Raw genomic sequence first — 25,922 nt, forward strand, 5'->3', positions numbered from 1 at the left:
AGTAAACATGGACGATAAAAGCAAAAAGTTGAGCAATCCTGTATCCACAGGAGGAGGCGGTGGACACTTTGAGGCTCATATTCAATCTAGCTTTGTTGTCTTGATGTTGACAGGGGGGTATGCACCTTGTCTCCCAGCATGGCCTATTAAAGAAGTCAAACTCCAGGGTAAAATCGATGGATATGATACAGATGATCTTATTGTATGCATTGAGAACGCTTCTTCAGGGGAAGTAAGAAAACTTCTTGGTCAGGTAAAACACTCTATTAAGTTTACCAAAGGCAATTCAGTTCTGAGTGATGTGTTTATTGCTGCATGGACTGACTTCAAAAACAAAGACGTCTTTCAACGAAATAAAGATGTAATTGCACTGATAACAGGACCGGTAACTGCTGTTGATCAGAACAATGTCCAGTGGTTACTTAATCAAGCGAAATCTACAAAAGATGCGGCCGAATTTTTCAGGCATGTAAGACAGGCGAATTTTAGCCCTTCTAAAGCAGAAGAAAAACTGGATGTGCTGCGCTTTCACTTAAAAATTGCTAATAGCGATACCGATGTTACAGACGATGAACTGTATGAGTTTATCAATCACTTCTATCTACTAGGCTATGATGTTGGAGGAGAAACGGGAGTTGTTCTACCTCTTCTACATTCACACATTTCTCAGTTTCATCAGCAGTACCCCAAAATGGTATGGGGTAGAATTGTCGATGTTGTCCAAACATGGAATCAACATGCAGGTACAGTTACCCTAGATAAACTGCCGGATGATGTAATAGAGGTATTTTCGCAGCTCTCTATTGTAGAAAAAATGCCAGAAGAGCTTCATTTAACAGAATTAAAAGAAGAAATGGACTGGCGAAAGCATAAGGCTAGCTATGATCTCGCTCTTATTGCTCTTATTGGTGGGTGGAATGAGAACAATGAGAATGATTTGAAAGTACTATCTTCCTTACTAAATATGGATTATGAAAAATGGTTGTCTAAGGCTCGTGAAATACTGCATCATCCTGAGTCACCACTTAAGCTAAAAAATGGGATATGGAAAGTAGAAGGTAAAGGTGAGCTAATTAATCTGTTGGGTTCGCAGATATTGGATTCTAATCTTGATTGTTTTAAAACGATAGCCGAAAACGTGTTAAGCGAACAGGACCCAGCTTTTGAATTAGAGAAGGAAAAACGATATGCAGCAAGTGTTTATGGCAAGGTCTTAGAGTATTCTGTTCCTCTCCGTAAAGGTGTATCCGAAGGATTGGCGTTATTAGGTAGTCAGCCTAATAAATTTGCGAACTGTACTGTAGGTAAACCAGAATCCATAGCAGTGTTAGCTGTGAGAGAGTTGTTATCAGATGCCCCTTGGCAACAGTGGGCAACATTAAATAATTTACTCCCTGATTTGTCAGAAGCTGCTCCTGGAGAGTTCTTAAATCAGATTGAATCCGCTCTATTTGGTCCCTCTTGTGTTTTTGATAACCTTTTTGAGCAAGAAAGCAGTGGGATATCGGGCGGGAATTATTTGACAGGGCTTTTATGGGCACTTGAAGGTTTGGCGTGGAAAGAGCAGAACCTAGTGAGGGTATGTTGTTCACTGTCTGACTTGGCAACACATGATCCTGGCGGTAATTGGTCAAATAGACCAATTAATTCATTAATAACGATTTTACTTCCTTGGTTACCCCAGACGTTAGCACCTGTAGATAAAAGAAAAACGGCAGTTAAAACAATTGTTGCAGAAAACCCGAATATTGGCTGGAAGTTGTTGCTGAAGCTTTTACCTGGTCAACATCAAACATCATCCGGTTCGCATAAACCCAAATGGCAGAATGTAATCCCAAAAGGTTGGGATAAAGGTGTGTCAAACCAAGAATATTGGGAACAGGTATCATTTTATTCAACATTGGCCGTCGAGTTGGCGGGAGATAATCTGGGATATGCTTTGCAGCTAATAGATAACATCGGTCATCTTATAGAGCCTGCCCAAAATGAGTTCCTTCAAAGGTTATCGTCAGTCAATGTTCAACATATATCGAAAGAAGAACAACGACAAGTATGGGACAAGCTTACTAGCATTACTGCAAAGCATCGTAAGTTTTCCGACTCTAAGTGGGCACTATCAGATGAACTATTAACACGTATTGAAATTGTATCGGAACGTTTTGCACCGGAAAATATTTTTAATCTTTATCAGTATTTGTTTTCTGAGAGTGATTTTAATCTATATGAAGAAAAGGGTAACTGGGAAGAACAGAGAAAAAAATTGGATCGAAAGCGAGAAGATGCAGTTAGAGAACTGTTATCAGAACAGGGGCTGAGAAGTATAGTTGATTTTGTTGATAAAGTACCTTCTTCCAGAGAGGTTGGACGTGCTCTGGGGGTAATTTCTGATCCAGAAATTGATATAAGACTATTACCTGAATATTTGATTACTAAAGATCCCAAGCGTGGTGCATTTATTGGAGCCTATTTATGGAGCCGAAGGTATTTAAACGGGTGGAAATGGGCAGATGAGATATCAAAAGATAGTTGGACAACAGAGCAAATAGGTCAGTTCTTAGCCTATCTTCCATTTGAGCAAGAGGCTTGGGATAGAGCAGATGCATGGCTAAAAGGGGCTGATAATTATTACTGGACTAAAACTCCTGCAAATGGATATCAAACGGATGATGACCTTCACAACGCAATAGAGAAGCTGATTGTACATGAGCGACCGAGGGCTGCCGTTGACTGTCTTGGTAAGTTACGTTTTGATAAGAAGCCAATTAACAGCGAGCTGTGTATTAGGGCTCTTTTAGCAGGTGTTAGTTCGAAAGAGCCTCCGCATACACTTGACCAACACAATATTATCGAGTTGATAAAACACTTGCAGTCAAATCCTGATGTTGATGAAACAGGGTTATTTCGTGTTGAATGGGCATATCTGTCGTTGCTTGATGGTTTTCATGATGCCACCCCCACTTTACTTGAGAACAAATTGGCAAATGAACCAAACTTCTTTTGTGAGCTGATTCAGCTCGTATATCGTTCTACTCATGAAGAAAAAAAGAACTCTCCACTTCAAGAAGAGAAAAGGGCTATTGCTAAAAATGCGTGGAGTTTGCTTCATCACTGGCACACTCCTCCAGGCACTCAAAAGGATGGTGAGTTTAATCCTTCAATTTTTGATAGTTGGATTAGGTATGTTAAGGATGAATGCATCAAGTCCGGACACCTTGATATAGCGATGATTACTATTGGTAATGTGTTAATACATGCAAGTGCCGACGATTCAGGTCTATGGATCAATAAAAGCATCGCAAAGGAATTGAATAGTAAAAATGGAGAGAGCATGCGCCTAGGGTATAGCACGGGGACTTTTAATTCTCGAGGTGCTCATACAGTTGACCCTACCGGTAAGCCAGAAAAAGAGTTAGCGACGCAGTTCTATGATAAAGCTGATAAATTGGAAGATGAAGGGTATTTCCGATTTGCTACCGTGCTGCGAGAAATTGCGGATGATTATAAGCGACAAGCTGATAGAGTAATATCTGAACACTTTACAGAATAGTCAGTTTCATAGTATTGACTTTAACTGTACTAGCTTATTGTATCTACGTATCATGGATTCAGATTATACCTATAATGATGTCTGTTGTTAAAACATGAGACGCTTCAAGGCTCTTTCTTTTCCAGTTAAAGCAAATTGCTCTTGTTTAGCCTGCTCCAACAAAATATCAATTTGACTACGTTTTTCAGAGTATTTTTCGTAAAGCTCGTTGTAGGTTTTTATTTCGGCACCTAAAACTTTAATATCCTCGTTAACTCTAGATTTAATCGCCATTAAATCGCTTGTCGTCTGGTCAATTATCTTCGTATTTACATAATCACTTCGGACTTGAGAAAAATCATAATAACGCTCTTTTCTTTTTCCTAATGGTTGTATTAATCCATGTTTCATCAATACATGAATATTCCGAGCAATCAATCGAGTTGCTTGAGTTTTATCGAAGGAAGTAGTTTCTGCTGCTAACTGGATCAATTCTTTACGGCTTATTGTGTCGTGTTCTATTCGAGCTAGGAGAGATCTAAACTTTTCACTAATTTTAACTTTCTGACTCATTTTTGATGAAATCTCAATTTTTACAAAACTTAGGATTGCTAAGTATACACAACTGAGAGAAACTTAGACAATCTAAGCATGTGAGAATTTTAAGATGATAAAACGTTGCATAACAATCCAATCCCAGAACGCCTCAAACAAGCTCGCAAGAAAATGGGCATTTCGCAGAAAGAACTTGGTATAAGAGTCGGTATGGATGAAGGCTCTGCGAGTGGTCGAATGAACCACTATGAAAAGGGTAGACATGTCCCTGATGTTGATACGTTACGAAAACTAGCGAATGAGTTGGACGTGCCGTTAAACTACTTTTTTTGTGAAGATGACCAAAGCGCAGAACTAGCTGTTTTGATTGCGAACCTCAGTAATGATGATAAGAAGTCGTTGATTGATAAGCTTAAGCATTCGAACAGTGAATAGATAGAATCTTCATTCCAGTTACTGGCCTCGAATGAGTGAGGCTCGTTATGATTATGCAATTCCCAGTTCCTTATCAAGATGAACTGCTATCAAGTATCTTGGCGAGGTATATTCATCGACAGGGAATCAGAGCTGATAAACAGGCTTTAGAATTACTATTTGGATCGAGAAATGTGGTTCCTTCTTCACTATTCCAAGGTCATATTGAGTCTCTTCACAGTCGAGTCGGCCATTTGTGGCAATCCTCACCTGAGCAAATCATAGCTAATCACACATTGCTTGGTGTTTTTAAGCCATTTCTCGATACAGCTAGATACGTTGCTCGAAAGCAAGAGTTGATTATCGGAACTAAGAACCAAAGCCAAACGAGTATTGGTGTTAATGCTTCTAAGCTTATATGGCCAAGCCAATTTCGTTATTGCCCTATATGTCTCAAGAGCGACCTTGAAACGCATGGAGAATCCTATTGGCGACGCCACTTTCAACTGCCAGGTGTAACTTGTTGCCCTATTCACTCTTGCTTATTAGTTAGTACCGATATTGATATTCGCTCTTCCAAACGCCACCGATTTGTACCCGTAACTGGTGAACAATTAATATCTAATTTGGGTGTAGGAGCCGTAGAGGCTGATTTAAACAAAGTTGTTCTAGCACGACAAATCTATCATTTGCTTAATTCTCGCTATTCGAATCACTCTGTTAACCAATGGAGTACTTATTACCAAAATTTAGCTCATGACTTAAATTTGATGAATGGAAGAACTGTAGATCACCAGTTGATACGCTTAATGGTACTACGAACTTGGGGGAGTAGTTGGTTAAATAGCATTGGTTTAGGCTTGGAAATTGATAATAACTGGCTGTTGGCGATGCTCCGTAAACACCGACGGCCTTTTTCCTACCTTCATCATTTGACGGTAATGATTTCACTGCTTGGTGATTTGATATCAGTAGATGATGAATGTCGTAAAGTAGATAGTTTGCCACAACAGGTAGAACCGAAAACAGTATATACCTCTTCAAAATATAATGTTCGTAAAGATGAGTATCGTATTATTTGGTTGGATTTGATGAAACAACATCATTCACTTCAAGAGCTACGTGCTACTAGGGAAGGGGCAAGAGTTTATTCATGGCTTTACCGGTTTGATCATAGTTGGTATTTGACACACTCGTTCGAATTTAAAAAAAACAAAGGGGATTATCGTCGAATCGATTGGGCAAAGAGAGATAGGAAACTGGTCAAGCAACTAGTGAGAGTTGAACAAAAATCGTACTTTGACCTTTCCTTACCACGAAAATCTATTCCTTGGTTTGCAAAGCAGATTAACGCGACGAATTTGATCCCTGATAAGCTCACCAAATTACCTTTATGTCATTGTTTCATGTATCGTTATCAGGAAACGGTAGATGAGTATCAAGTAAGACGCTTACTCGCTATTGTTGCTGATTTTTTAAATCATGGACAAGCCATACCTCCAATATATGAACTTGAACGTAGCGCTGGACTCAGTAAAGAACGAATTCGGGAACCTGCAAAGGAGATTCTCAGAGTGGAAATCCCCAGAATCACGTGCCAAGCGAGGTTTACCCGAGAATACCAAGCTTATTCAGGTTCAAGGAATAGCTATTCATCGTAATTTTATTGGTAAAAAGAAACTTCATTTAGTCCTTGGTTGGGAAGGGCATGAGGAGTGGGAATCTATACCGATTGAATTAGCGAATATGATGGTTAGTCAAAGTACTTACAAAGATAAAAAAAGAGTTCCTGATAGAAAGCTTGAAAGGCTAACAGTAACGTTGGAAAAAGAGCAGCAAAGTCCACTCAGGCGAATGGTCGATGATACGTTGTATCGATGCTTCGATACTGATACTAATTTCACTGTATCTATAACCAATTTCGAACTCGCTCGGGTATTGTTTTTCCACAATCAGTACTTGATTAGAGCTGCTCTAAGCCCGAATGGTTTGAAAGAATTGGCATATTATAATGAAGATCCTAGTGACCCAAAAATCATCTTTCCAAATACGACGAGCTACCCTATATCTAATGTTAAATCTCGAAAATCAAAAGAACACTTAGCATGGTTGATGACAGACCTTGAAGCTGCAAAAAGCTTTTTTTCGATTTTTAAATATGCCAACCAAATCGACTCTTCCGAAGTATACGAGTTTAGTTTTGATCCTCCTCCACTTGATGGGTGGGAGTTTGAAGTGGCTGGGTGTTATTCATCGGATAGACAGAACTTTTGGGTTTCAGAAGTTCTGACCATAAATAACATTTCTTTTTCTACTCCAGCAGGCTTGAGAATTAAGCATCCTAAGTTAAAGCACCTGATCGCGGTTCCCAATACAACTCATCCAGTGAAGAAGCTGCCTCCAAGCGACCTAGATCCTGAATTAGATATTGGAGATTTACCTAGACTAGGTAAACGACTTTATAGAAGAGATGACCAGAACTTTAGTTTCAATATGGTTAATGCCGGAATTATTGGTTTAGACATTGATGATGAAAAAGAAAGACCCGAGAGTTCCCAAAACATGCCATTAGATGAAAAAACAAATGAAAGTGTGAGTGTCGGTAATGCTGTTCAAGGTGGGAATAGCCAAGAGTTTGATTTTGGACTAAATAGAGGAGAGGATGATGACGATTCACACGATCTAATCGAAGCTGAACCAACGGAGAAGTTTCGACTCTTTGAAAGAACAGTTGAAATTATCAAAACAAAGAAAGGTTTTTCAGTTCAAGGAGTTAGATGCGGTTCTTTTCCGCCACCGAAGAATGGTAGCCGTATGGTGTTTAAGACCGACGATGGTGAACTATTACGCTACCATATGGCAAACATTAGTTACTTAAATATCGGTGCAGTGATTATTGAAGTTGATGTTGATAGCCTGATGAAACCCAAGAATGTAAGTACATTAGTTGTTACTTTTTCTGAGAGTTCTAATCCTGAGCAAGTGCTTAAAACAATTCTACAGGATTACTCGGATCTTGGTTTAAGTTGGAATCATGCTTGGATTACAAAGAATACAGCCGTAAGTAAGTTCTGCCGCCATCCAAAGAAAACCAAAAAAGAAAATGATGTAGACCGTCGAATTACAGCTGATGAGTATGTTAATGCATGGGCTGGAATTCTGTGTGGGAAGTTGCGGGGGATACAAAAGCTATCTGGTGATTGACATTAATCCTTTATTCACTGAACACACTTTAAATTCGTAGATGTAGGCTAATTTTACAGAACAATGATTAAATCTATTGCATAATGGAGAGATGAATCAGTATTTAAAAACTATTGGTTTATAAAATAGTCAAGTAATAGGGCTCAGGTTAGGTGTTATGAATAAAAAAGATCTTACGGAACGAGATATTTGTACAAAATTTATATTACCCGCAGTAAAAAAAGCTGGTTGGGATATTCATACACAAATCCGTGAAGAGGTTTCTCTAACCGCTGGGCGTATCGTTGTTCGCGGGCAAATGGGCGCTCGTACCAAAGGCAAGCGAGCAGACTTTGTTCTTTACCACAAGCCTAGTCAACCTCTAGCCATTATAGAAGCAAAGAAAAATACCTTACCTATCGCCGCAGGTATGCAGCAAGGCTTAGGCTACTCAGATATCTTAGAAGTACCATTTGTGTTTAGCTCAAATGGTGATGGATTCGTCTTTCACGACAAAACAGGTCTTTACCCTCAAAAAGAGCAAGAGCTAACGCTTGATGAATTCCCGTCTCATGAAGAGTTATGGGCTAAGTATCAAGAGTGGAAAGGCTACAAGCCACAAGAGCTTGCTGCGATTACGCAAGACTATTATGAAGACGGTAGCGGTAAATCACCACGCTACTACCAAATGCATGCCATTAACAAAACCGTCGAAGCTATTGCTAAAGGTCAAGATCGAGCTTTGCTAGTAATGGCAACGGGTACGGGGAAAACCTACACCGCATTCCAAATTATCTGGCGATTATGGAAAGCAGGAGTTAAAAAGCGCATCCTCTTCCTTGCTGATCGAAATATCTTAGTTGACCAGACTAAAACAAACGACTTCAAGCCATTCGGTAGCGCCATGACGAAGATCACTGGCAGAAAAGTTGATACATCTTACGAGATATTCTTGTCACTCTATCAAGCGATTACTGGCCCAGAAGAACAACAAAAAGCCTATAAACAATTTTCACCCGACTTCTTTGACCTTATTGTTATAGACGAATGCCATAGAGGTAGTGCGGCTGAAGATTCTGCTTGGCGCGAAATATTAGATTACTTCGGTAACGCTTCACATGTTGGTTTAACAGCTACACCTAAAGAAACCGAAGAAGTATCAAACTCAACTTATTTCGGTGATCCTGTTTATACCTATTCACTGAAGCAAGGCATTGATGACGGTTTTCTCGCACCGTACAAGGTTGTCAGGGTCGATTTAGATAAAGATCTACAAGGCTGGCGTCCAACTAAAAATCAGTACGATAAAAACGGCGAATTGATTGAAGACCGCATATACAACCAGCAAGACTTTGACCGTACTTTAGTTATTGAAGAACGTACACAACTGGTTGCTAAGATTGTCAGCGACCACCTTAAAGCGACTGATCCAATGGCTAAAACTATCGTGTTCTGTCAAGACATTGATCATGCTAACAGAATGCGGCAGGCGCTTGTAAACGAAAATCCTGGACAAGTTGCTAAAAACCGCAAATATGTAATGAAAATTACGGGTGACGATGCGGAAGGAAAAGCAGAGTTAGATAACTTTATTGATCCTGAATCATCTTACCCTGTCATTGCCACAACATCAGAACTAATGAGCACAGGTGTTGATGCGAAGACCTGTAAACTCGTGGTGTTAGATCAGCGCATCCAATCTATGACTAAGTTCAAACAAGTTATTGGACGTGGTACTCGAATTGATGAAGAGTACGGCAAGCTTTGGTTCACTATTTTAGATTTCAAAAAAGCCACAGATAGATTTGCCGATCCTGACTTTGACGGTGAAGCTGAAGTTATCTTCAAACCAAGCGGTGGGGATTCAACGGTACCACCAGAAGATGAACCGAGCGGCACAGATACGACTGATAACCCGACAGGTGGCGTAGATGAGCCGTTAGACCCTCTACCTAATGAAGATAGCGACGAGACTTATACAACAGGCGGAGATGATTCTTTTACTGGCGGTAGTGGCACTGATGGCGTAAATGAGCCACGTATCAAGTATGTCGTTAAAGGCGTAACGGTAAGTGTGCTTGCTGAGCGTGTTCAATACATTGGTGCCGACGGCAAACTAATCACGGAATCAGTAAAAGATTACACAGTAAAAACCGTGAAACAAGAATATGCCACCTTGAATGACTTTGTTCGTAAATGGAATAGTGCCGAGCAGAAGCAAGCTGTTATCCAAGAACTGCAAGAGCAAGGTGTTATTTGGGAAGCGTTAGAACAGGAAGTGGGCAGCGATTACAGCGCGTTTGATTTAATATGCCATGTCGTATATGGCCAACCGCCGCTAACGCGTAAAGAGCGTGCAGAAAATGTGCGTAAGCGTGATGTATTTACCAAGTATGGCGAACAAGCCAGAAAAGTGCTCGATGCCTTGTTAGACAAGTACGCAGATAAAGACGTTGGCATGATTGAAGAAGTGTCGGTGTTAAAGCATGCACCTTTTGATCAACTAGGTCGCCCGGTTGAATTAATCAGAGAGTTTGGCGGTAAACCTAAGTATCAAAAAGCAGTACAAGAGCTAGAGCACCTTTTGTATGACGATGCTGCTAACCATTAATAAAGCAATATCAATCTAAAAAATCAGAGAGAAAAATGTCAATTACAAGCATTGTAAAATCTATTCAAGACATCATGCGCAAAGACGCAGGTGTAGACGGTGACGCCCAACGTATCGGTCAGATGGCGTGGTTATTATTTCTAAAAATATTTGATGCTCAGGAAGAAGAGCTTGAGCTACTGGAAGACGACTACCAGCCACCCATTCCTGAAGAATTATTATGGCGTAACTGGGCAAGTGATAAAGAAGGGATCACTGGCGATGGTATGTTGGAGTTCATCAACAATAAGCTATTTCCACAGATAAAAGGTTTACACGCCAGCCCAACGAGTAACCCTCGTGGTTTTGTTGCTAAAGAAGCATTTAGTGACGCATTTAACTACATGAAAAACGGCACCTTACTACGCCAAGTCGTTAATAAAGTGGATGAAATAGATTTTAACTCGTCTAAAGAGCGCCACATGTTTGGCGACCTTTATGAACAAATTCTAAAAGACTTACAATCTTCGGGCAACTCAGGTGAGTTCTATACGCCTCGTGCTGTTACTAAATTCATGGTTGAAATGATTAACCCGCAGTTAGGTGAAAAAATTATGGATCCTGCCTGCGGTACAGGCGGCTTCTTAGCATGTTCAATCGACCACTTAAAAGCTAACAATAAGATTGAAGACGAAGCAGTAAATAAGAAGGTTCAACAACAAATTTACGGTGTTGAGAAAAAGCAATTACCGCATTTGTTATGTACTACAAACATGCTCCTGCATGGCATTGAAGTGCCCAGCCAAATTAAGCATGACAACACTCTTGCTCGCCCGTTACGCGACTATACAAACAAAGACAGAGTTGATGTTATTGTTGCTAATCCTCCGTTTGGCGGCATGGAAGAAGATGGAATCGAACTTAACTTTCCAGCGGCATATCGCACTCGTGAAACAGCTGATTTGTTCTTACAGTTAATTATTCACTTGCTAAAAGAAAACGGCAGAGCCGCTATCGTATTACCAGATGGTACGTTGTTTGGTGAAGGTGTTAAAACTAAAATCAAAGAAAAGCTATTAACCGAATGTAATTTGCATACCATTGTGCGCTTACCAAACTCAGTATTTGCACCTTACACTAGTATCAAAACCAACATCTTGTTCTTTGAAAAAGGCAAGCAAACGGAAGATGTTTGGTACTTCGAGCAAAAGCTACCAGAGGGAGTAAAGGCTTATAACAAAACCAAACCTATGAAGGCAGAAGAATTCAAAGCCTGTAAGGAATGGTGGCAGAACCGTGATGCCGAACAATACCAGCACCTAGCTTGGAAAGTGCCTTTTGATGAAATTAAAGAGCGTAATTTTAATTTAGATATTAAAAACCCGCATCAAGAAGAAGCTATTTCGCATGATCCTGAAGTGTTACTTGCTAGCTACGATAAACAGCAACAAGAAATTCAAAAACTGCGAAATCAGCTGAAATCAATATTATCTGGTGCGTTGGCAGGTGAAGCCTAATGACAGATATCAATAAACTGATCACAGACAATATTGATGTTTGGTCTGACGCCATAGAAAAGAGAAAATCGAATGGCCGAGGTAGTTCCAGTAAAATTAAATTGGTAGGTATTAACAATTTACGTAAGTTAATACTTGGGCTTGCTGTTCAAGGGCGATTAGTTCCTCAAAACGAAAAAGATGAAGGCGTATCTAAATTATTGCAAAAAATAACCTTGCAGCGAAATTTATTGATTTCGGAAAAAAAGATTAAACAACATAAAGCCTTACCAGCAATTACTAACAGTGAAAAACCATTTGATATTCCTGATAGTTGGAGCTATCAAAGGTTTGGTGATGTTATGTTTAACCGTGATGGGGAAAGAAAACCAGTATCAGCTTCTGAACGAAAAGGAATGCAAGGCAAGTATGATTATTACGGTGCTTCAGGAGTAATAGATCAAGTTAATGACTATCTATTTGATAAGACCTTATTGCTCATTGGCGAAGATGGTGCAAATTTATTAAGCAGGACTACACCTATTGCATTTTTGGCGCGTGGGAAATATTGGGTCAACAATCATGCACACGTTTTAGATGGTATTCATACTGATTTTCTCGAATTTATTGCTCTTCACATCAATGCTATTTCACTGGAAAACTATGTAACAGGAACAGCCCAACCAAAAATGAATCAAGCCAAGATGAATAGTATCGTTTTGGCAATTCCACCTGAAGAAGAACAGAGGCGGATTACCTCCAAAGTCAGTGAATTGATGGCTCTATGCGACCAATTAGAGCAACAAACTGAAGCCAGTATTGATGCTCACCAGCTATTAGTTGAAGAGCTACTATCAACGCTAACAAACAGTGAAAATGCACAAGAGTTTGAACAAAACTGGGCACGTATCGCTGAGCACTTCGATTTGCTATTCACCACCGAACATAGTATTGAGCAATTAAAGCAAACTATCCTGCAACTAGCAGTTATGGGAAAACTTGTAACACAAGAACCGTCCGACGAACCAGCATCAAGGCTACTTGAAAAAATAGCTCAAGAAAAAGAGAAATTAATCAAAGATAAAGTCATTAAAAAACAAAAAGCTTTACCTTTAATTAAGGATGACGAAAAAGCTTTTGATTTACCTCTAAATTGGGAATGGGAGCGGTTAAATAATCTTTCATTAGATATTCATTACGGGTACACAGCTTCAGCACAACATGATGGAAAGGGCACTAGACTGCTAAGAATAACAGACATTCAAAATGACAAAGTCGAGTGGGAGTCTGTACCTGGTTGTGAAATTTCAACAGAAAAAGCTAAGACATATTTATTAGAAAATAATGATCTTTTAATTGCTAGGACTGGCGGAACTGTTGGTAAATCCTATCTGGTTGAAAATATCAGTGTTGATGCGGTATTTGCATCCTATTTGATTAGGGTTAGAAGAATAAAACACTTCTATGCGCCTTACTTAAAATTATTTTTAGGCACGAATTTATACTGGTCTCAGTTGTACGACAGTGTTACTGGCACAGGCCAACCAAATGTAAATGCAACTTCATTGAAATCTTTGGTTGTTCCTATTCCTCCTGAAAACGAACAAATTAGAATTGAGAATAAAGTAAGGCAGTTATTGGCGCTATGTGATTTAGCTAAAACTAAAATTAGCGAATCACGAAAAATGCAGTGCGATATTGCCGACGTGATTGTTGAACAAGCATTGAATTAGAGCTGGTTGAAGGAGTAACTAATGCGATTAAAATCAACTTTTATTAAGCAATATAAGAATCTTAAAAACTTCAAGGTAAACCTCGATGATGCTACTGAATTAAGCTTGTTCGTAGGAACAAATGGATCAGGAAAATCGAATTTTTTTGAAGCATTAATTGAGTTATTCAGGCATTTAATTGAATCACAGCAAAAGCTCGATGATATTGCGTTCGAATACAATGTCGAATACGAAATCAATGATCAATTATTTAAAATAAATTATGCCAATTCTGAATTCAACATAAATGGCAAGAAGCGAAAGACAACTAAAGGTGTTCCTTTGCCTGACAATTTGTTGATGTATTACTCTGGGCAAAATAACACCGTTAGTTCGTTAATTGAAAAATACAAAAAAAGCTTCAAATCCAATCTAAAAAGCTCAACAGGTGATGACAACCCAGCTTTTATTGGCATAGGTCCTTCATATAAAGAGCTATTTTTAGCGATCTACCTGCTACTTCCTGAAGAAACTAAATCCAAGTCATATATATTTTCTAAATTAGGCATCAAAGAAAGTGAAGGTAAGGTAGTTTTAAGGCTAAAGCGCCCATCTTTCTTTTCGGCAAAAAGTATTAAGATTGAACATTTTGATCCCGCAACTCATTATTGGGGAGCTAAGGGTATCCTTCTGGATTTTTTTAAACGCATTGAGCAATGTATTGATGGTGAATTTAGCCACCAAAATATATATAACACTGAAAATGACATTTATACATTAGAAATCTCAATAGATATTTTCAAAAAAGAATTTGGAGAGAGAGAAGCAATTGAAGCCGATGGTATAGAAGAAGCTGTAGACGCTCGAACAGCTATTGATGCCTCCACTTTATTCAGGTTGTTCGATAATTTGAACATAGTTGAAATGTTGAGTAGCATAAATGCGAAGGTGACTTTACAAGATGATACCGAGTGCAATATAAGCCATTTTAGTGATGGCCAGTTCCAGTCTGTATATATTTATTCACTTGCAGAAATTTTTAAAGACAGAAATTGTATAACGCTTTTAGACGAGCCAGATTCCTTCTTACACCCTGAATGGCAGTTTGAATTTTTAGATCAGATTGCGGATATTTCTTCTGATGCGGCAGCGACAAACCATGTATTAATGACTAGCCATAGTGCAGCTACATTAACAGCAACAAAATCATCAGAGCTAAATTCATTTGAAAAAGAAAAGAAAAAAACAGTCGTAAAACAAATAGCGAAAGATATTGTTCTAAAACAACTTTCAGGAAATCGCATCTCTTTAAATGAAAAAGATATTGTTATGAACATCACAAACTTTTTACGAGATTCCAATAATCCAGTTCTATTCACGGAGGGCATAACCGACGAATATATTTTAGATATTGCTTGGGATAAGTTATACCCGGGCGAGTCTCGACTTTTTTGTATTAATAATGCTTTTGACAGACGATTTTTAAAGAATCTATTTAAGAGGCAGGATTTAAGAGACAATTATAAAGGGCGATACTTCTTCGGATTATTTGATTTTGATGATGCGTATGATGATTACAATGAGCTAACTAGAGAAGATAATACGACATTGGTTAACGATAACTTTATGACTGGGTTAACCACACAGCTTGAATGTAAAGAGCATTTTGTAATGCTTTTACCTGTCTTAGATGACCCTGATGTTATTAAGCTAGTTTGTAATAGTAAAAATGAATTGTGGGCTAGAGGGCGCGATTCTCATCTATCGATAGAATTGTTGTTTTACAGGGAAGATTTACTTGGTCAATACTTTTCAAAAACAGAGCTTCCCGGTGGCGGTGAAAGGCTTGAATTTTCAGGCAAGAAAGTAGACTTTGCTGAAAATTTTGTCCCAGAACTAGATGCTGATTCCTTTGAAGTATTTAGACCAATGTTCGAATTCATAAAGCAAAAATGTGCTGTTATAAATGACTATCAAGCGGCATAAGGTATTTATATGGCAATTTATCAAGTAACGGATAATGAAATAAAAACAATCTCACGTACTACGTTTTCCGAGTCAAGATTAAAAGAACGAGAAGACTTACAACGCCTGCTGAAGCATCAAATCGAAATTATCTCACCAGATACTTTAGTTGTCGCTGAAGAGTTTGGTGAATGGGATGAAAGCCGCAGACGCATTGACCTGTTGGGCATTGATAAGCAAGCCAATATCGTTGTTATCGAGCTAAAACGTACTGAAGATGGTGGTCATATGGAGCTACAGGCTGTGCGTTATGCAGCAATGGTTTCTACGCTTACGTTTGATCGCTTAGTTGATATTTATGCCGATTACATCAAAGCCAATGGCCTTGACATAGATGCTGAAGCATCAATTCTTGAGTTCTTGGGTTGGGATGAAAAAGAAGAAGATGAATTCGCGCAAGAAGTAAGAATTGTTCTTGCTTCTGCTGAGTTCTCACGCGAATTAACAACCACGGTAATGTGGCTAAATGATTATGGCTTATCTATTCGTTGTGTTCGAATGCACCCGTATGAAAGTGACGGTAAAATCTTGTTAGATGTACAGTCGGTAATACCTATTCCTGAAATCGAAGACTACCAAGTGAAGATCCGTGAAAAACGTCAGAAAGAGCGAGCTTCACGTTCTGGTGGCAGAGATACCAGCCGTTATTCAATTTACTTTAATGACGAGGAAGCCCACGCTCATATCCGTAAATCCGATATAGGCTACTGCACAGTACAATTACTTAACGATAAAGGATTGATTAATCAGGAAGCATTTGAGTTTTTAAGAGCTGACAATACCTGCGCCTTCCAGTTACTCAAGTTAGAGTCGGAAGTAACTGAAACAAACAAAAAATATAATAAGTATCGTGTTTCTCGCTCTCCTGAGTTGGTCTATGATGGCAAAGAGTATTATGTAGCTCGTAACTGGGGTAAAGAAAGTGCGGAAGTGTTCGCGAAAAAAATAACGAAAGAGTTTCCATCCGTTACCTATGAACTACATACAGACTAACTTGTTTGATCAAACTTTATTATCCCATTTTTATCTCTAATAGGGCTATATATAATTCAAAACGATCAAACTTTATTATTTTTAACTCTATAATCAGCCTAAAGTTAGGCACTTTTTGATCAAACTATATTATCTGCCTACAACAGATAATAAAGTCTGATTGTTTTAACCTCCGCCTAGGTTTAGTCGGAGGTTTTTTATATTAATGGCAAGAGCAACTGGTGTTTTCGGATACAACCTGTACTTTTGTGATTACATAAATAGTGAGATTCGGCACGGCCAGCGGTGATGAATTCTCACTGCAACCGTTCGGTTTTTCCACCAAGCGCAGTGACTTTGCCTCTGGGTTGGTTTACTTCGGCTATCGTTTCTACGTTCCTCATTTTCAGTCGTTGGTTTAATCGTGATCCCACTTCAGGCAGAGGGCGGGATTAATCTTTATGCTTATGTGAATGGCGACCCGGTGGGGGAATCCGGATAGGCGTGAAGCTATACTATTGCCAATAATCCCTTCTTATTTTCTGAACACCATGAAATGATCACGCCCATAATTAATGTTTGAATATGGGTTTTTTAGCGGACAATCCATTTGACGAAAAGTCGAGAAAAGCGTTAACTATAGTGAATAATTCTAGTCGTGAATGCATGATTATTCATGTTGATAATGAAATTGAATTTATCAATAGAAGATGCACGAGACAAAATTGGCAGTTGGTGAATCGAATATAACCCGTTTTTTTTCACTCATCGCTGGAAAATTTAACGTCGATCCTGTTTCTCGAACGGCGTCGGGAAGCCGAAGTTTCTAGTTATAAGTGCTACGGTTTTAGGAAGGGAATCATATGGTAAGTTTTCTTGAGAATAAAACGTTCAGTCTTAGGGTGACGGTCACGGCTGTCTTTTTGATTCTGACCACTATCTGTGTTTCCGTTGCTCTCTCTCTGCATTATTATTTTAGCCAGGGGTTAGCCCGTGATGCTGCGTCCAATTTGTTTGAGAGTGTGGCGGACAAATACAGCGAACGGTTCCATTCTATCGATGGTCAAAGTACGAGTATTGTACGTTTATTATCCTTCCTGCCTGATATTGAAAAGCCTTTTTCACTTAATGAGTTACACCCAGCGACACACTTAATGTTAGAGGTGATGCGCGAACAGCCATATTTACAGTCGATTTACGTGGGCTATGAAAATGATAACCTCTATCAGCTTATTAACTTAGAAAGTGAAGAGGAACTTCGTCAAGAATACGATGCAGCGAAGAGCGATCGTTGGCTAGTCATCAAGGATTTCTCGCGAAATAATCAACGAAAACGTCTATTTCAGTTTTACGATACTGATTTGAATATGACTTGGCAATATAGTGCTGATAGTGATTATTTTGCAACCGATAGAGCATGGTATCAAGAAGCGTTAGCAAGTAAAGAGAGTATTCGTACGGACCCTTACCTATTTGCTCATTTGCAAATACCGGGCGTTACTTATGCTAAGACAATAAAAACAAGCAAGTCTGTCATTGCTGTTGATATCACTTACCAAACACTGTCGAGTTTTTTAAGTGATCATCGCGTGTTCAATAGTGGCTCGGCGATGGTTTTTAATGAAAATGGGCAGATTTCTGCGCACTCATTTGCAAATACTCATCACTCTGTTTTGAATAATGTTCAACCGATTTCTCTACCCAATGAGGACAAAAGTTATCTTAAGGCTTTAGGACCGTTAACAGCTTCAAATCAGCTAAACTGGCCACCTTTTGACTTTTCCTATAGTGGTCACCCTCAAGGATACTCTGTTGATCTTTTAAATTTGGTTGCAGCAAAACTAGGAATGAAAGTTCGCTATACCAATGGCTATAATTGGAGTGGCATTATTGATTTATACCAAAATAATAAAGTCGATATTGTACATTCAATTTTTCCAACGGAAGGTCGTAAAAATTGGGGGCATTTCACACAACCTTATCTCAGTTTAAGCACAAGTTTAGTTACGAATAATGAGCTTCCTCGGGTAAGAAATCTGTCTCAGTTATCAGGTAAAACGGTGGCTATACCGAAAGACTGGTCATTAATTGAGCTTTTGAATCAAGAACATCCCGATATTAAATTGTTAGAAGTGGAAGACAGTCTAGAGGCGCTCAAAGCTGTGCAGCACCATCAGGTTGATGCAGCTCTCGAAACCACGCAAGTGGCTCAGTACTTAATCGAAACATATTGGTTGAATGAACTAACCGTTTCCCCTGCGATAGAAGAGCTTGATGCCTTTGCTCATCAGGATTTAACGATGTTGGTGCACAGTGAAAATTCTCGATTACAAGCTTTATTGAATCTTGCCATTGAATCGATGACTGAGGAAGAGATCCTGGCGTTGAAAACAAAATGGATGGGGCAGGGTTCAAGTACTAATTTTTCCCGTTCAATTAAAGCCGGTGTTTTACCGTTTGAGCAGTTAGTCAAGATGGCGAAAAAGTCCGACGTCGACGAACGAGTAATGGAAACGTTCCACTTTTCGGGCCGAGAATACGTGTTATATGTTCAGCGTGTTGAGGATAATCATTATATTGGGTTCTATGTTGATACGGAGACTATTGATGAACCGTATATGCAACAGGTCAATGCCTCGACGGTTATTTCATTAATCGTGATGCTGCTTCTCATTCCTATATTGTTGATTTTTGTTAATGTCATTCTTTCTCCAATTAAGGCATTACAGTCGCAAAGCGCCAAAATAAAACAGCGTGATTTCAAGTCAGTTATTTGCATTCACAGTCGTATCGTTGAAATTAATGATCTCTCCGAATCGATGTATGTCATGTCGGTGTCATTGGATCAATTTCAAGATAATCAAAAACGATTGATGGATTCATTCATTAAACTTATTGCTCAAGCGATCGATGATAAGTCTCCTCATACCGCGAATCACTGTGAACGTGTGCCAGCATTAGCTACGATGTTGGCTGAACAAGCAAATAACAGCCAAGAAGAAGGTCTAAAATCATTTAAATTGACCACCGATGAAGAGTGGCGTGAATTTGAAATAGCAGCTTGGCTGCATGATTGTGGAAAAATCACAACACCAGAGCACATTGTTGATAAAGGTACGAAATTAGAAGCGATTTATAACCGAATTCATCAAATAAGAATGCGCTTTGAAGTGTTATTGCGTGATATTGAAATTGATTATTGGAAAAAACGTCATGAGGGAGGAGATCCTACAGAGCTGAACCAGATACTTTCAGAGCAGCGTAAACAGGTCATTGATGATTTCGAGTTTATTGCTCGATGTAATATTGGTGGTGAATCAATGAGTGACTCCGATGTTCAAAGAGTTCGAAGTATTGCGACGCAAACCTGGGTTAGAAATTTAGATGATCGCTTGGGGTTATCTCCTGAAGAGTTGAAACGCATTAGTCATATGCCACCTCAAACCACCCCACGAGTCGAACAATTATTGGCTGATAAGCAAGAGCACCTTTATATTTGGCCGCATCATCCAAAAGAGAGAAATTCATCGGATATTAAAATCTACGTACCTGATTATCAAGCGAACTTGGGTGAGGTTTACAATTTATGTATTACCCGTGGGACACTCACAGAGGAAGACCGATATCGAATCCGAGAGCATGTTATTTCATCTATTCGAATGCTCGAAGCATTGCCACTAACGGACGACTTGAAACGTGTCCCCCAAATTGCGGGCGGTCACCATGAAACACTCGATGGCAAAGGGTACCCTAAAAAACTGGAGAAAAAAGACCTGTGCGTAGCAACACGTATTTTGGCTTTAGCCGACGTGTTTGAAGCATTAACTGCTTCCGATCGCCCATATAAAGACGCCAAAAAACTCAGCGAAGCTATCGGTATTTTACACTCAATGGTAGAGCGACAGTGTTTAGACCGAGACCTATTTGAGATGATGCTCAAGAACGATATTCATATTCGGTATGCAGAGAAATACATGCCAGATATTCAAATTGATGAAGTTGATATTAGCCAGTATGTGTAACTGGGCGTTTTTTGAAGCAACATTGGTGACTTTATTGTCACCTCTTTGGCTTAGTCATTCATATTCATGCTTAGAGAGTCGTCACCAACTCACAATTCAAAAGTCCCTTTCTCCCCGTTTCTAAAATGCTTCGGATACACTCCATAATGCCGGTGGAACTGATTTGAAAATTCAAATGGGGAAGCATAGCCGAGCTCGGATGCGATTAATGCTATTTGTTTTGAAGTGGAACGTAGGAGTTGGCAGGCGACTTCCATACGTTTACGCACTAAATACTCGCTTGGTGATGTTCCCATTTCTTTTTTGAATCGCTTTCTGAAGTTGTCATATCCCCAACCTTGTTGAGCGCAATACTCCCGAAGTTGCAAACGTGTCGCGTAGAAATTTTCAAAGTCTCGACAGGCTTGGTCGACCATTTTATCCGTCGCAAGAATTCGTTTTCTGGATCTCGAACTTGAAAATAGAAGTCTTAGAATGGTTAAGTAATCCAAATACACGTCGGGCAATTCAGAATATTGAGCGTCGGATAATCGCACAAGAAGCGCTTCAATTTTCTCAAGCAATGACGCGTCAATGTCCATAGAAAAGACTCGTTCCATCGGATCAATAACCCCCAAAGACACGAGGTGTTCATATAGGTGTTTGTCACAATCGAGATAATACTCTCGCCATCCTGTACCTTCGTCGACGTAAGAAGAATGGACTTCATCAGGAAGCCTTTGAAAGATGGAATTGCTTGCCAATTTATATGACTTACCTTTGAGATCAACAAACGCTCCAGAACCTTCGACAACGATGACCAGAGAATAAAAAGGAAAGCGTATATTTTCATGTTTTAAATGATTGTGCGACTTAGTTAAGTATCCACAACCAATCCAGCTTTTAGAATTGGCAAGTGTTCTGGAAAAGTTCATTTGGCTTGCCGAATTTGTCGACGAACAAGGCTCAGGAAAATCTGCTTTTCCGACTAAATGGTGAGTATTATCTTCGACAATAAAGCATGGCTTTTTCATAACACTATTCCCAATTAACATATTTTTTATCTCATTCGTATCATTCCATCTTTTCCGGCGATCGTCAAAGCTATAGCTGGGAATAACATGGAGCACACGCTATGAGAGTCACTATCACAAAATTTGATGTTCACAGCTGTAAGGTAATAAACAAAAAATTGGAACTTTTTAATAAGTCTCAAAAGACATATCAACAACAGATTGGGGTGAAAATATCGAAACTATGGAAATCAACATGTGACAGAGGTATTGAGCTATACCTCTGTCTCCCGCTGATATTTCTGCTTTTATTGTGGCTGTGATCGGTAAAGGGGAATCAACGCCATACACCCCTTTATTGTCCCTCCTGCTGAGTTGAGCTCGAGTAGGAGGTGTTGCTTCAAAGCACCAATCTATTGTTGGTGATCGCTAATAAGGTAGTGTTCTAATTCCGCAGCAATTTCTTCAGCGGCTAACATACCTCGATTTAGAGACCATAGTTCAGATGAGACAGGATAAGCTTGTTTTGTTTTACTGATCTTAAGCAGATTAAATAATGGATTTTGTTGCCACGAGTCCCACAGGGTTACCGATTTTTTCTTTGTATAAAATAGCCAGTCAGGATTGGCTTGAAGAAAGAGTTCCAAGTTTGCCTGTAGAATATGGCTATCTTGTAAATTTGGAATCGCGGTTTTTAAGCCGAGGTGTTCAATAAGACTCCCCGTGAACGAAAGTGGGCCGTGCATCCACATACCTCTATCATTGACGGTTGCAAACTGAACGGATCCGACATCCTTAAATTTTGATTTATATTCCTGAATGCGCTTTTTATGCCGTTCAATACGTGCTCTCATTTCCTTTTCTTTGTCGACAGCAATGCCAATGAGTAGGGCTGAATCTAAGCTATCTTGATAAGTCTCACCTCGGCTTTTCAGCAACATCGTTGGTGCTATTTTGGATAAATCCCCGTAGCTAATTTTATGTCGATGAAGATCGGCAATAATTAAGTCGGGTTTGAGGCCAGCGATGACTTCTAAGTTAGGTTGAGATCGCAGACCTACTGATGTCCACGGTTGAATGAGCGCTTTCACTTGAGGAATCACTCTGTTTTCTTGTTTATCATCAGCAATGCCGACGGGGGAGATTCCTATCGCAGCTAACGCATCGATAAATGAGTATTCAAGTACTACGATTCGTGTCGGCGTTTTCTCCAATGTAAGATCACCAAGTTCGTGCTTAACCACACGGTTTTCTGCTTGTGCTGAAGCAATGCATAAAGTTAGAACGAGAGGCCATAGGTTAAGAAATGCAGGAGATTTGAATTTTTTCATAATATTGAGCCAGAAAGAGTGTGGTGTTTGATTCGCGTAAAAAAGGGGTGTTGTTGATATGGCGAATATCATTTTATTAATCGCACAAGCCGATCTTCGATCCTAATACTAAAACTCCACACAAGCAAATAATAATAATTATCATATCTATTATCATGTATAAGTTGAATGGTGATTTTATTAACTACTTGATAATTAATAAATTTAATTGTCTTTCATTCTTTTAAAAAATACCACTCACCTTTATTGATAATCATTATCAAGAAGAGTAGTATTTTTCCCAAGTTTTCCATGCGTTGAGATCAACGACTTTCTCATGACACTCCCAGTTAAACATTCGGTGATTTGGCTCACTCTAGGCTTGTTAGTGGGTGTTGGTTTTTGTTGTTCATTAATCGGATATTCAAGCTTTCCCTTACATATAGGGCATGTTGTGGATTACTTTTTGATGGCGCCAGGTTCCAGTGTCGAGTTACAAATCATAGAATCGATTCGGATGCCTAGAGCGTTAGCTGGCGTATTAATTGGGTCCGGGTTAGCGATAGCGGGTGTTGTTATGCAGGGGTTAAGTCAAAATGCTCTGGCTTCTCCTTCTATTTTGGGTATTAACTCTGGGGCTGCATGTGTGATGGCGTTGGCGAGCATTGGGTTTGCTGGGCTTGATCAACTCCCTAGTTTGATGGTTGCGGCGATAGGCGGGATAGTGAGTGGCGGGCTAGTGATGCTTCTTGGCGGAGTGTTAGATGATAAGCCTCACCCGATAAAACTCGTTTTGGCCGGTGTTGCAATCAATGCGCTGTTGGTTGGGATCACCCGAGCCTCAGTTATCATTGCCGATGATAAGGCATTTAGCGTTATTAATTGGCTTGCAGGATCCCTTGCAAGCGTGACTTGGCAAGAGTGGAATGCAATGTGGCCCGCATCCGTATTAGGGCATGTTATTGCGTTTTTGATTGCACGCCAGCTCAACCTCCTTTCTTTAGGAAATGAGAAAGCGGTAAGTTTGGGTTTAAATTTATCTCGAACTCGATTTCTGTCTTGTGTTGCGATTATTTTGCTCACTGCGTCGAGTGTCTCGGTCGCCGGCCCAATCGGGTTTGTTGGGTTATTGGTGCCGCATATTGCTAGAAGAGTGGTTGGAAATAATTACGTGGTGCTGATTCCTGCATGTGCATTTTCCGGTGCTGCTCTAATCACCTTCTCCGATGCCTTATCTCGGTCGATCTCTTTTCCAACGGAGACTCCGGTAGGGGTATTAACGGCCCTCATCGGTACGCCGGTATTTGTCATCCTCGCTGTTCGAGGAGTGCGATAGATGAGTTCAGTAAAGATGACAGCGTTGTTTGGTGTTTTATTGGCAACATCTGTTTTTGCTCTTTTGGTTGGTGCATCGAATTTATCGTTCGAAAAAGTGTATCAAACCCTTCTTTTTGGGGGGGAGTTTGACTTTATTATCAATCAATATCGACTGCCTCGAATCGTTTTAGCATTGGGTGTGGGAGCGGGTCTTGGTATTGCGGGGGTGTTGGTTCAAGGTGTTATTCGAAACCCGTTAGCGTCACCGGACCTTATGGGGGTCAGTGCTGGCGCAGGGTTGGCAGCTACCACTTTGCTCGTGTTGAAGCCTGATTCCTCACTATTTGTTTTATCTCTTAGTAGTATGGGTGGCGGAATCATGACCGCTATTATCATCGCCTTCATAGCAAAGTTGAGTAATCCGACACCATCACGTTTGGCCTTGATCGGTATATCGATTAGCGCGTTTCTTGCAAGTTGTATCGACTATCTCCTGATCGTCCATCCTATTGAGATCAATACCGCGATGGTATGGCTTACTGGGAGTTTATGGGGAAGAAATTGGTCACAAGTGCCATTTTTGTGGGCATCATTGGTTGTGATATTGCCGGTTGCGTTTTGGTTAGCGTGGCGGTTAGATATCCTTGGGCTCGGGGAACCATCGGCAAAAACATTGGGAACTAACCCGGAAAAAGTTCAAGTGTATGCGCTTGTCCTTGCAGTATTGTTAACCGCCATAAGTGTTTCTATTTGCGGAACCATTAGCTTTGTTGGGCTTTTAGCGCCGCATTTATCTCGATTTCTGTTTGGTCACTTTCATAAAATGATCATCCCTGGCGCAGCGGCGATTGGTGCACTGATGATATTGGCAGCAGATACGGTGGCAAGAGGCATTCAACCACCACTAGAGCTTCCTGCTGGTGTACTGACTTCTTTGATCGGCGCGCCTTATTTTATTTTTCTGTTGCGCCGATATAGGGGCTGGCAATGATCACGACAAAAAACCTCTCAGTGTCTTATGGGAAAACAACCATTATTCACGATCTCTCTTGTAGCATTCCGGCTGGGAAAATTACGGCATTAATTGGGCCCAATGGATGCGGTAAGTCGACTTTATTAAAAGCATTATCACGTATAAAAAAGCCCACTTCTGGCGACATTATGTTGTATGAGAAGCCATTATCATCTTATGGAGATAAGGCTTTAGCTCGTGAAGTCTCAATGTTGTCGCAAATTTTGACAACACCTGAAGGGGTATCGGTTCGTAGATTAGTGGAATATGGCCGCTCTCCCTATGTTTCACATTGGGGAAGATTGGGGGAAAAAGATAAGGAAGTAGTTGAGTCATCGATGCGAGAAGCGGGCGTGATTGAGCTTGCTGATGTGAACGTTGATTTGCTTTCTGGAGGGCAGAGACAGCGAGCTTGGATAGCAATGGTGCTCGCACAAGATACTCCGATTGTTTTACTGGATGAACCGACGACCTATTTGGATTTATCTCATCAGGTTGAATTGATGGATATAATGCAAAAGCTTAATGATAAAGGAAAAACAGTCGTTGTTGTTTTGCATGACTTAAACCAAGCGTGTCGATATTGCCATCATTTAGTGGTGCTAAAAGATGGAAACTTAATTCAACAAGGTGACCCGAATACGGTTTTTACAGAAGCGCTTTTATCTGAGGTTTTTTCCTTAAAGGCCAAAGTTATTACGGACCCTGTCAGCGGATCGCCAATGTGTATCGCGCTTTGATAGTTGAGTATGAGTGTGAAATCATCTCTCATGCCTCTGGCGTTTTTTATTGCAAT

At 39.9% G+C, this 25,922-nt stretch carries 16 protein-coding genes; 13 read left to right on the forward strand and 3 right to left on the reverse strand.

Translation table 11 applies throughout. The features are described 5' to 3' along the window. The first annotated feature begins 7 nt into the window (after positions 1-7). On the forward strand, positions 8-3,547 hold the full coding sequence (locus ACXJY6_RS08870; protein WP_458768112.1) for a hypothetical protein: 3,540 nt from the start codon (positions 8-10) through the stop codon (positions 3,545-3,547). Positions 3,548-3,634: 87 nt separating this feature from the next. On the opposite strand, the gene ACXJY6_RS08875 is transcribed toward ACXJY6_RS08870, so the two are convergent. Beyond that, entirely contained in the window at positions 3,635-4,099 is a 465-nt protein-coding gene (locus tag ACXJY6_RS08875) for a VspR family transcription factor (RefSeq protein WP_458768113.1), read from the reverse strand. Between the two features lie 105 nt (positions 4,100-4,204). Between ACXJY6_RS08875 and ACXJY6_RS08880 the strand changes: the two genes are divergently transcribed. The 9 genes from ACXJY6_RS08880 to ACXJY6_RS08920 all read left to right on the forward strand — a co-directional run bounded on the left by ACXJY6_RS08880 (position 4,205) and on the right by ACXJY6_RS08920 (position 20,495). Next, entirely contained in the window at positions 4,205-4,516 is a 312-nt protein-coding gene (locus ACXJY6_RS08880) for a helix-turn-helix domain-containing protein (protein WP_458768114.1), read from the forward strand. Between the two features lie 47 nt (positions 4,517-4,563). Continuing rightward, a complete protein-coding gene (locus ACXJY6_RS08885; protein ID WP_458768115.1) occupies positions 4,564-6,156 on the forward strand; it encodes a TnsD family Tn7-like transposition protein in 1,593 nt (530 codons plus the stop codon). Between the two features lie 901 nt (positions 6,157-7,057). Then, positions 7,058-7,699, forward strand: a complete 642-nt coding sequence (locus ACXJY6_RS08890) for a Tn7-like element transposition protein TnsE (protein ID WP_458768230.1) — start codon at positions 7,058-7,060, stop codon at positions 7,697-7,699. A gap of 157 nt (positions 7,700-7,856) precedes the next feature. Further along, on the forward strand, positions 7,857-10,289 hold the full coding sequence (gene hsdR / locus ACXJY6_RS08895) for an EcoAI/FtnUII family type I restriction enzme subunit R (RefSeq protein WP_458768116.1): 2,433 nt from the start codon (positions 7,857-7,859) through the stop codon (positions 10,287-10,289). Between the two features lie 35 nt (positions 10,290-10,324). Continuing rightward, entirely contained in the window at positions 10,325-11,785 is a 1,461-nt protein-coding gene (locus tag ACXJY6_RS08900) for an N-6 DNA methylase (protein WP_458768117.1), read from the forward strand. Then, positions 11,785-13,497, forward strand: a complete 1,713-nt coding sequence (locus ACXJY6_RS08905; protein ID WP_458768118.1) for a restriction endonuclease subunit S — start codon at positions 11,785-11,787, stop codon at positions 13,495-13,497. The genes ACXJY6_RS08900 and ACXJY6_RS08905 overlap by 1 nt, the downstream gene beginning before the upstream one ends. A gap of 21 nt (positions 13,498-13,518) precedes the next feature. Then, entirely contained in the window at positions 13,519-15,462 is a 1,944-nt protein-coding gene (locus ACXJY6_RS08910; protein ID WP_458768119.1) for an AAA family ATPase, read from the forward strand. Between the two features lie 9 nt (positions 15,463-15,471). After that, the gene (locus ACXJY6_RS08915) at positions 15,472-16,494 is read left to right on the forward strand and encodes a hypothetical protein (protein WP_458768120.1); all 1,023 of its coding nucleotides are present in this window, start codon (positions 15,472-15,474) and stop codon (positions 16,492-16,494) included. A gap of 842 nt (positions 16,495-17,336) precedes the next feature. Then, positions 17,337-20,495 carry an HD domain-containing phosphohydrolase gene (locus ACXJY6_RS08920; protein ID WP_458768121.1) on the forward strand — a complete coding sequence of 1,053 codons (3,159 nt, stop codon included), beginning with the start codon at positions 17,337-17,339 and terminating at the stop codon, positions 20,493-20,495. Between the two features lie 89 nt (positions 20,496-20,584). Here ACXJY6_RS08920 and ACXJY6_RS08925 read toward each other — a convergent pair whose 3' ends face one another. Beyond that, entirely contained in the window at positions 20,585-21,508 is a 924-nt protein-coding gene (locus ACXJY6_RS08925) for a helix-turn-helix domain-containing protein (protein WP_458768122.1), read from the reverse strand. A gap of 392 nt (positions 21,509-21,900) precedes the next feature. Then, on the reverse strand, positions 21,901-22,818 hold the full coding sequence (locus tag ACXJY6_RS08930; protein WP_458768123.1) for a Fe(3+) dicitrate ABC transporter substrate-binding protein: 918 nt from the start codon (positions 22,816-22,818) through the stop codon (positions 21,901-21,903). A 316-nt stretch (positions 22,819-23,134) separates the two neighbouring features. Here ACXJY6_RS08930 and ACXJY6_RS08935 point away from each other — a divergent pair, with 316 nt between their 5' ends. Genes ACXJY6_RS08935 through fecE form a run of 3 tightly spaced genes read left to right on the forward strand, consistent with a single transcriptional unit; the run spans position 23,135 to position 25,866 of the window. Beyond that, complete coding sequence (locus ACXJY6_RS08935) at positions 23,135-24,133, forward strand: FecCD family ABC transporter permease (protein WP_458768124.1); 999 nt, start codon at positions 23,135-23,137, stop codon at positions 24,131-24,133. Then, a complete protein-coding gene (locus ACXJY6_RS08940) occupies positions 24,134-25,105 on the forward strand; it encodes an iron chelate uptake ABC transporter family permease subunit (protein ID WP_458768125.1) in 972 nt (323 codons plus the stop codon). After that, positions 25,102-25,866 carry a Fe(3+) dicitrate ABC transporter ATP-binding protein FecE gene (gene fecE / locus ACXJY6_RS08945; protein WP_458768126.1) on the forward strand — a complete coding sequence of 255 codons (765 nt, stop codon included), beginning with the start codon at positions 25,102-25,104 and terminating at the stop codon, positions 25,864-25,866. The genes ACXJY6_RS08940 and fecE overlap by 4 nt, the downstream gene beginning before the upstream one ends. Positions 25,867-25,922: the final 56 nt, after the last annotated feature.

The sequence above is a fragment of the Vibrio phycocola genome (assembly GCF_054404255.1).

Bases quoted from the DNA above. Each gene is read 5' to 3' on its own strand.
- ACXJY6_RS08870 (WP_458768112.1), top strand. From the start codon at position 8: ATGGACGATAAAAGCAAAAAGTTGAGCAATCCTGTATCCACAGGAGGA.
- ACXJY6_RS08875 (WP_458768113.1), bottom strand. From the start codon at position 4,099: ATGAGTCAGAAAGTTAAAATTAGTGAAAAGTTTAGATCTCTCCTAGCT.
- ACXJY6_RS08885 (WP_458768115.1), top strand. From the start codon at position 4,564: ATGATTATGCAATTCCCAGTTCCTTATCAAGATGAACTGCTATCAAGT.
- ACXJY6_RS08890 (WP_458768230.1), top strand. From the start codon at position 7,058: ATGCCATTAGATGAAAAAACAAATGAAAGTGTGAGTGTCGGTAATGCT.
- hsdR (WP_458768116.1), top strand. From the start codon at position 7,857: ATGAATAAAAAAGATCTTACGGAACGAGATATTTGTACAAAATTTATA.
- ACXJY6_RS08900 (WP_458768117.1), top strand. From the start codon at position 10,325: ATGTCAATTACAAGCATTGTAAAATCTATTCAAGACATCATGCGCAAA.
- ACXJY6_RS08905 (WP_458768118.1), top strand. From the start codon at position 11,785: ATGACAGATATCAATAAACTGATCACAGACAATATTGATGTTTGGTCT.
- ACXJY6_RS08910 (WP_458768119.1), top strand. From the start codon at position 13,519: ATGCGATTAAAATCAACTTTTATTAAGCAATATAAGAATCTTAAAAAC.
- ACXJY6_RS08915 (WP_458768120.1), top strand. From the start codon at position 15,472: ATGGCAATTTATCAAGTAACGGATAATGAAATAAAAACAATCTCACGT.
- ACXJY6_RS08920 (WP_458768121.1), top strand. From the start codon at position 17,337: ATGGTAAGTTTTCTTGAGAATAAAACGTTCAGTCTTAGGGTGACGGTC.
- ACXJY6_RS08925 (WP_458768122.1), bottom strand. From the start codon at position 21,508: ATGAAAAAGCCATGCTTTATTGTCGAAGATAATACTCACCATTTAGTC.
- ACXJY6_RS08930 (WP_458768123.1), bottom strand. From the start codon at position 22,818: ATGAAAAAATTCAAATCTCCTGCATTTCTTAACCTATGGCCTCTCGTT.
- ACXJY6_RS08935 (WP_458768124.1), top strand. From the start codon at position 23,135: ATGACACTCCCAGTTAAACATTCGGTGATTTGGCTCACTCTAGGCTTG.
- ACXJY6_RS08940 (WP_458768125.1), top strand. From the start codon at position 24,134: ATGAGTTCAGTAAAGATGACAGCGTTGTTTGGTGTTTTATTGGCAACA.
- fecE (WP_458768126.1), top strand. From the start codon at position 25,102: ATGATCACGACAAAAAACCTCTCAGTGTCTTATGGGAAAACAACCATT.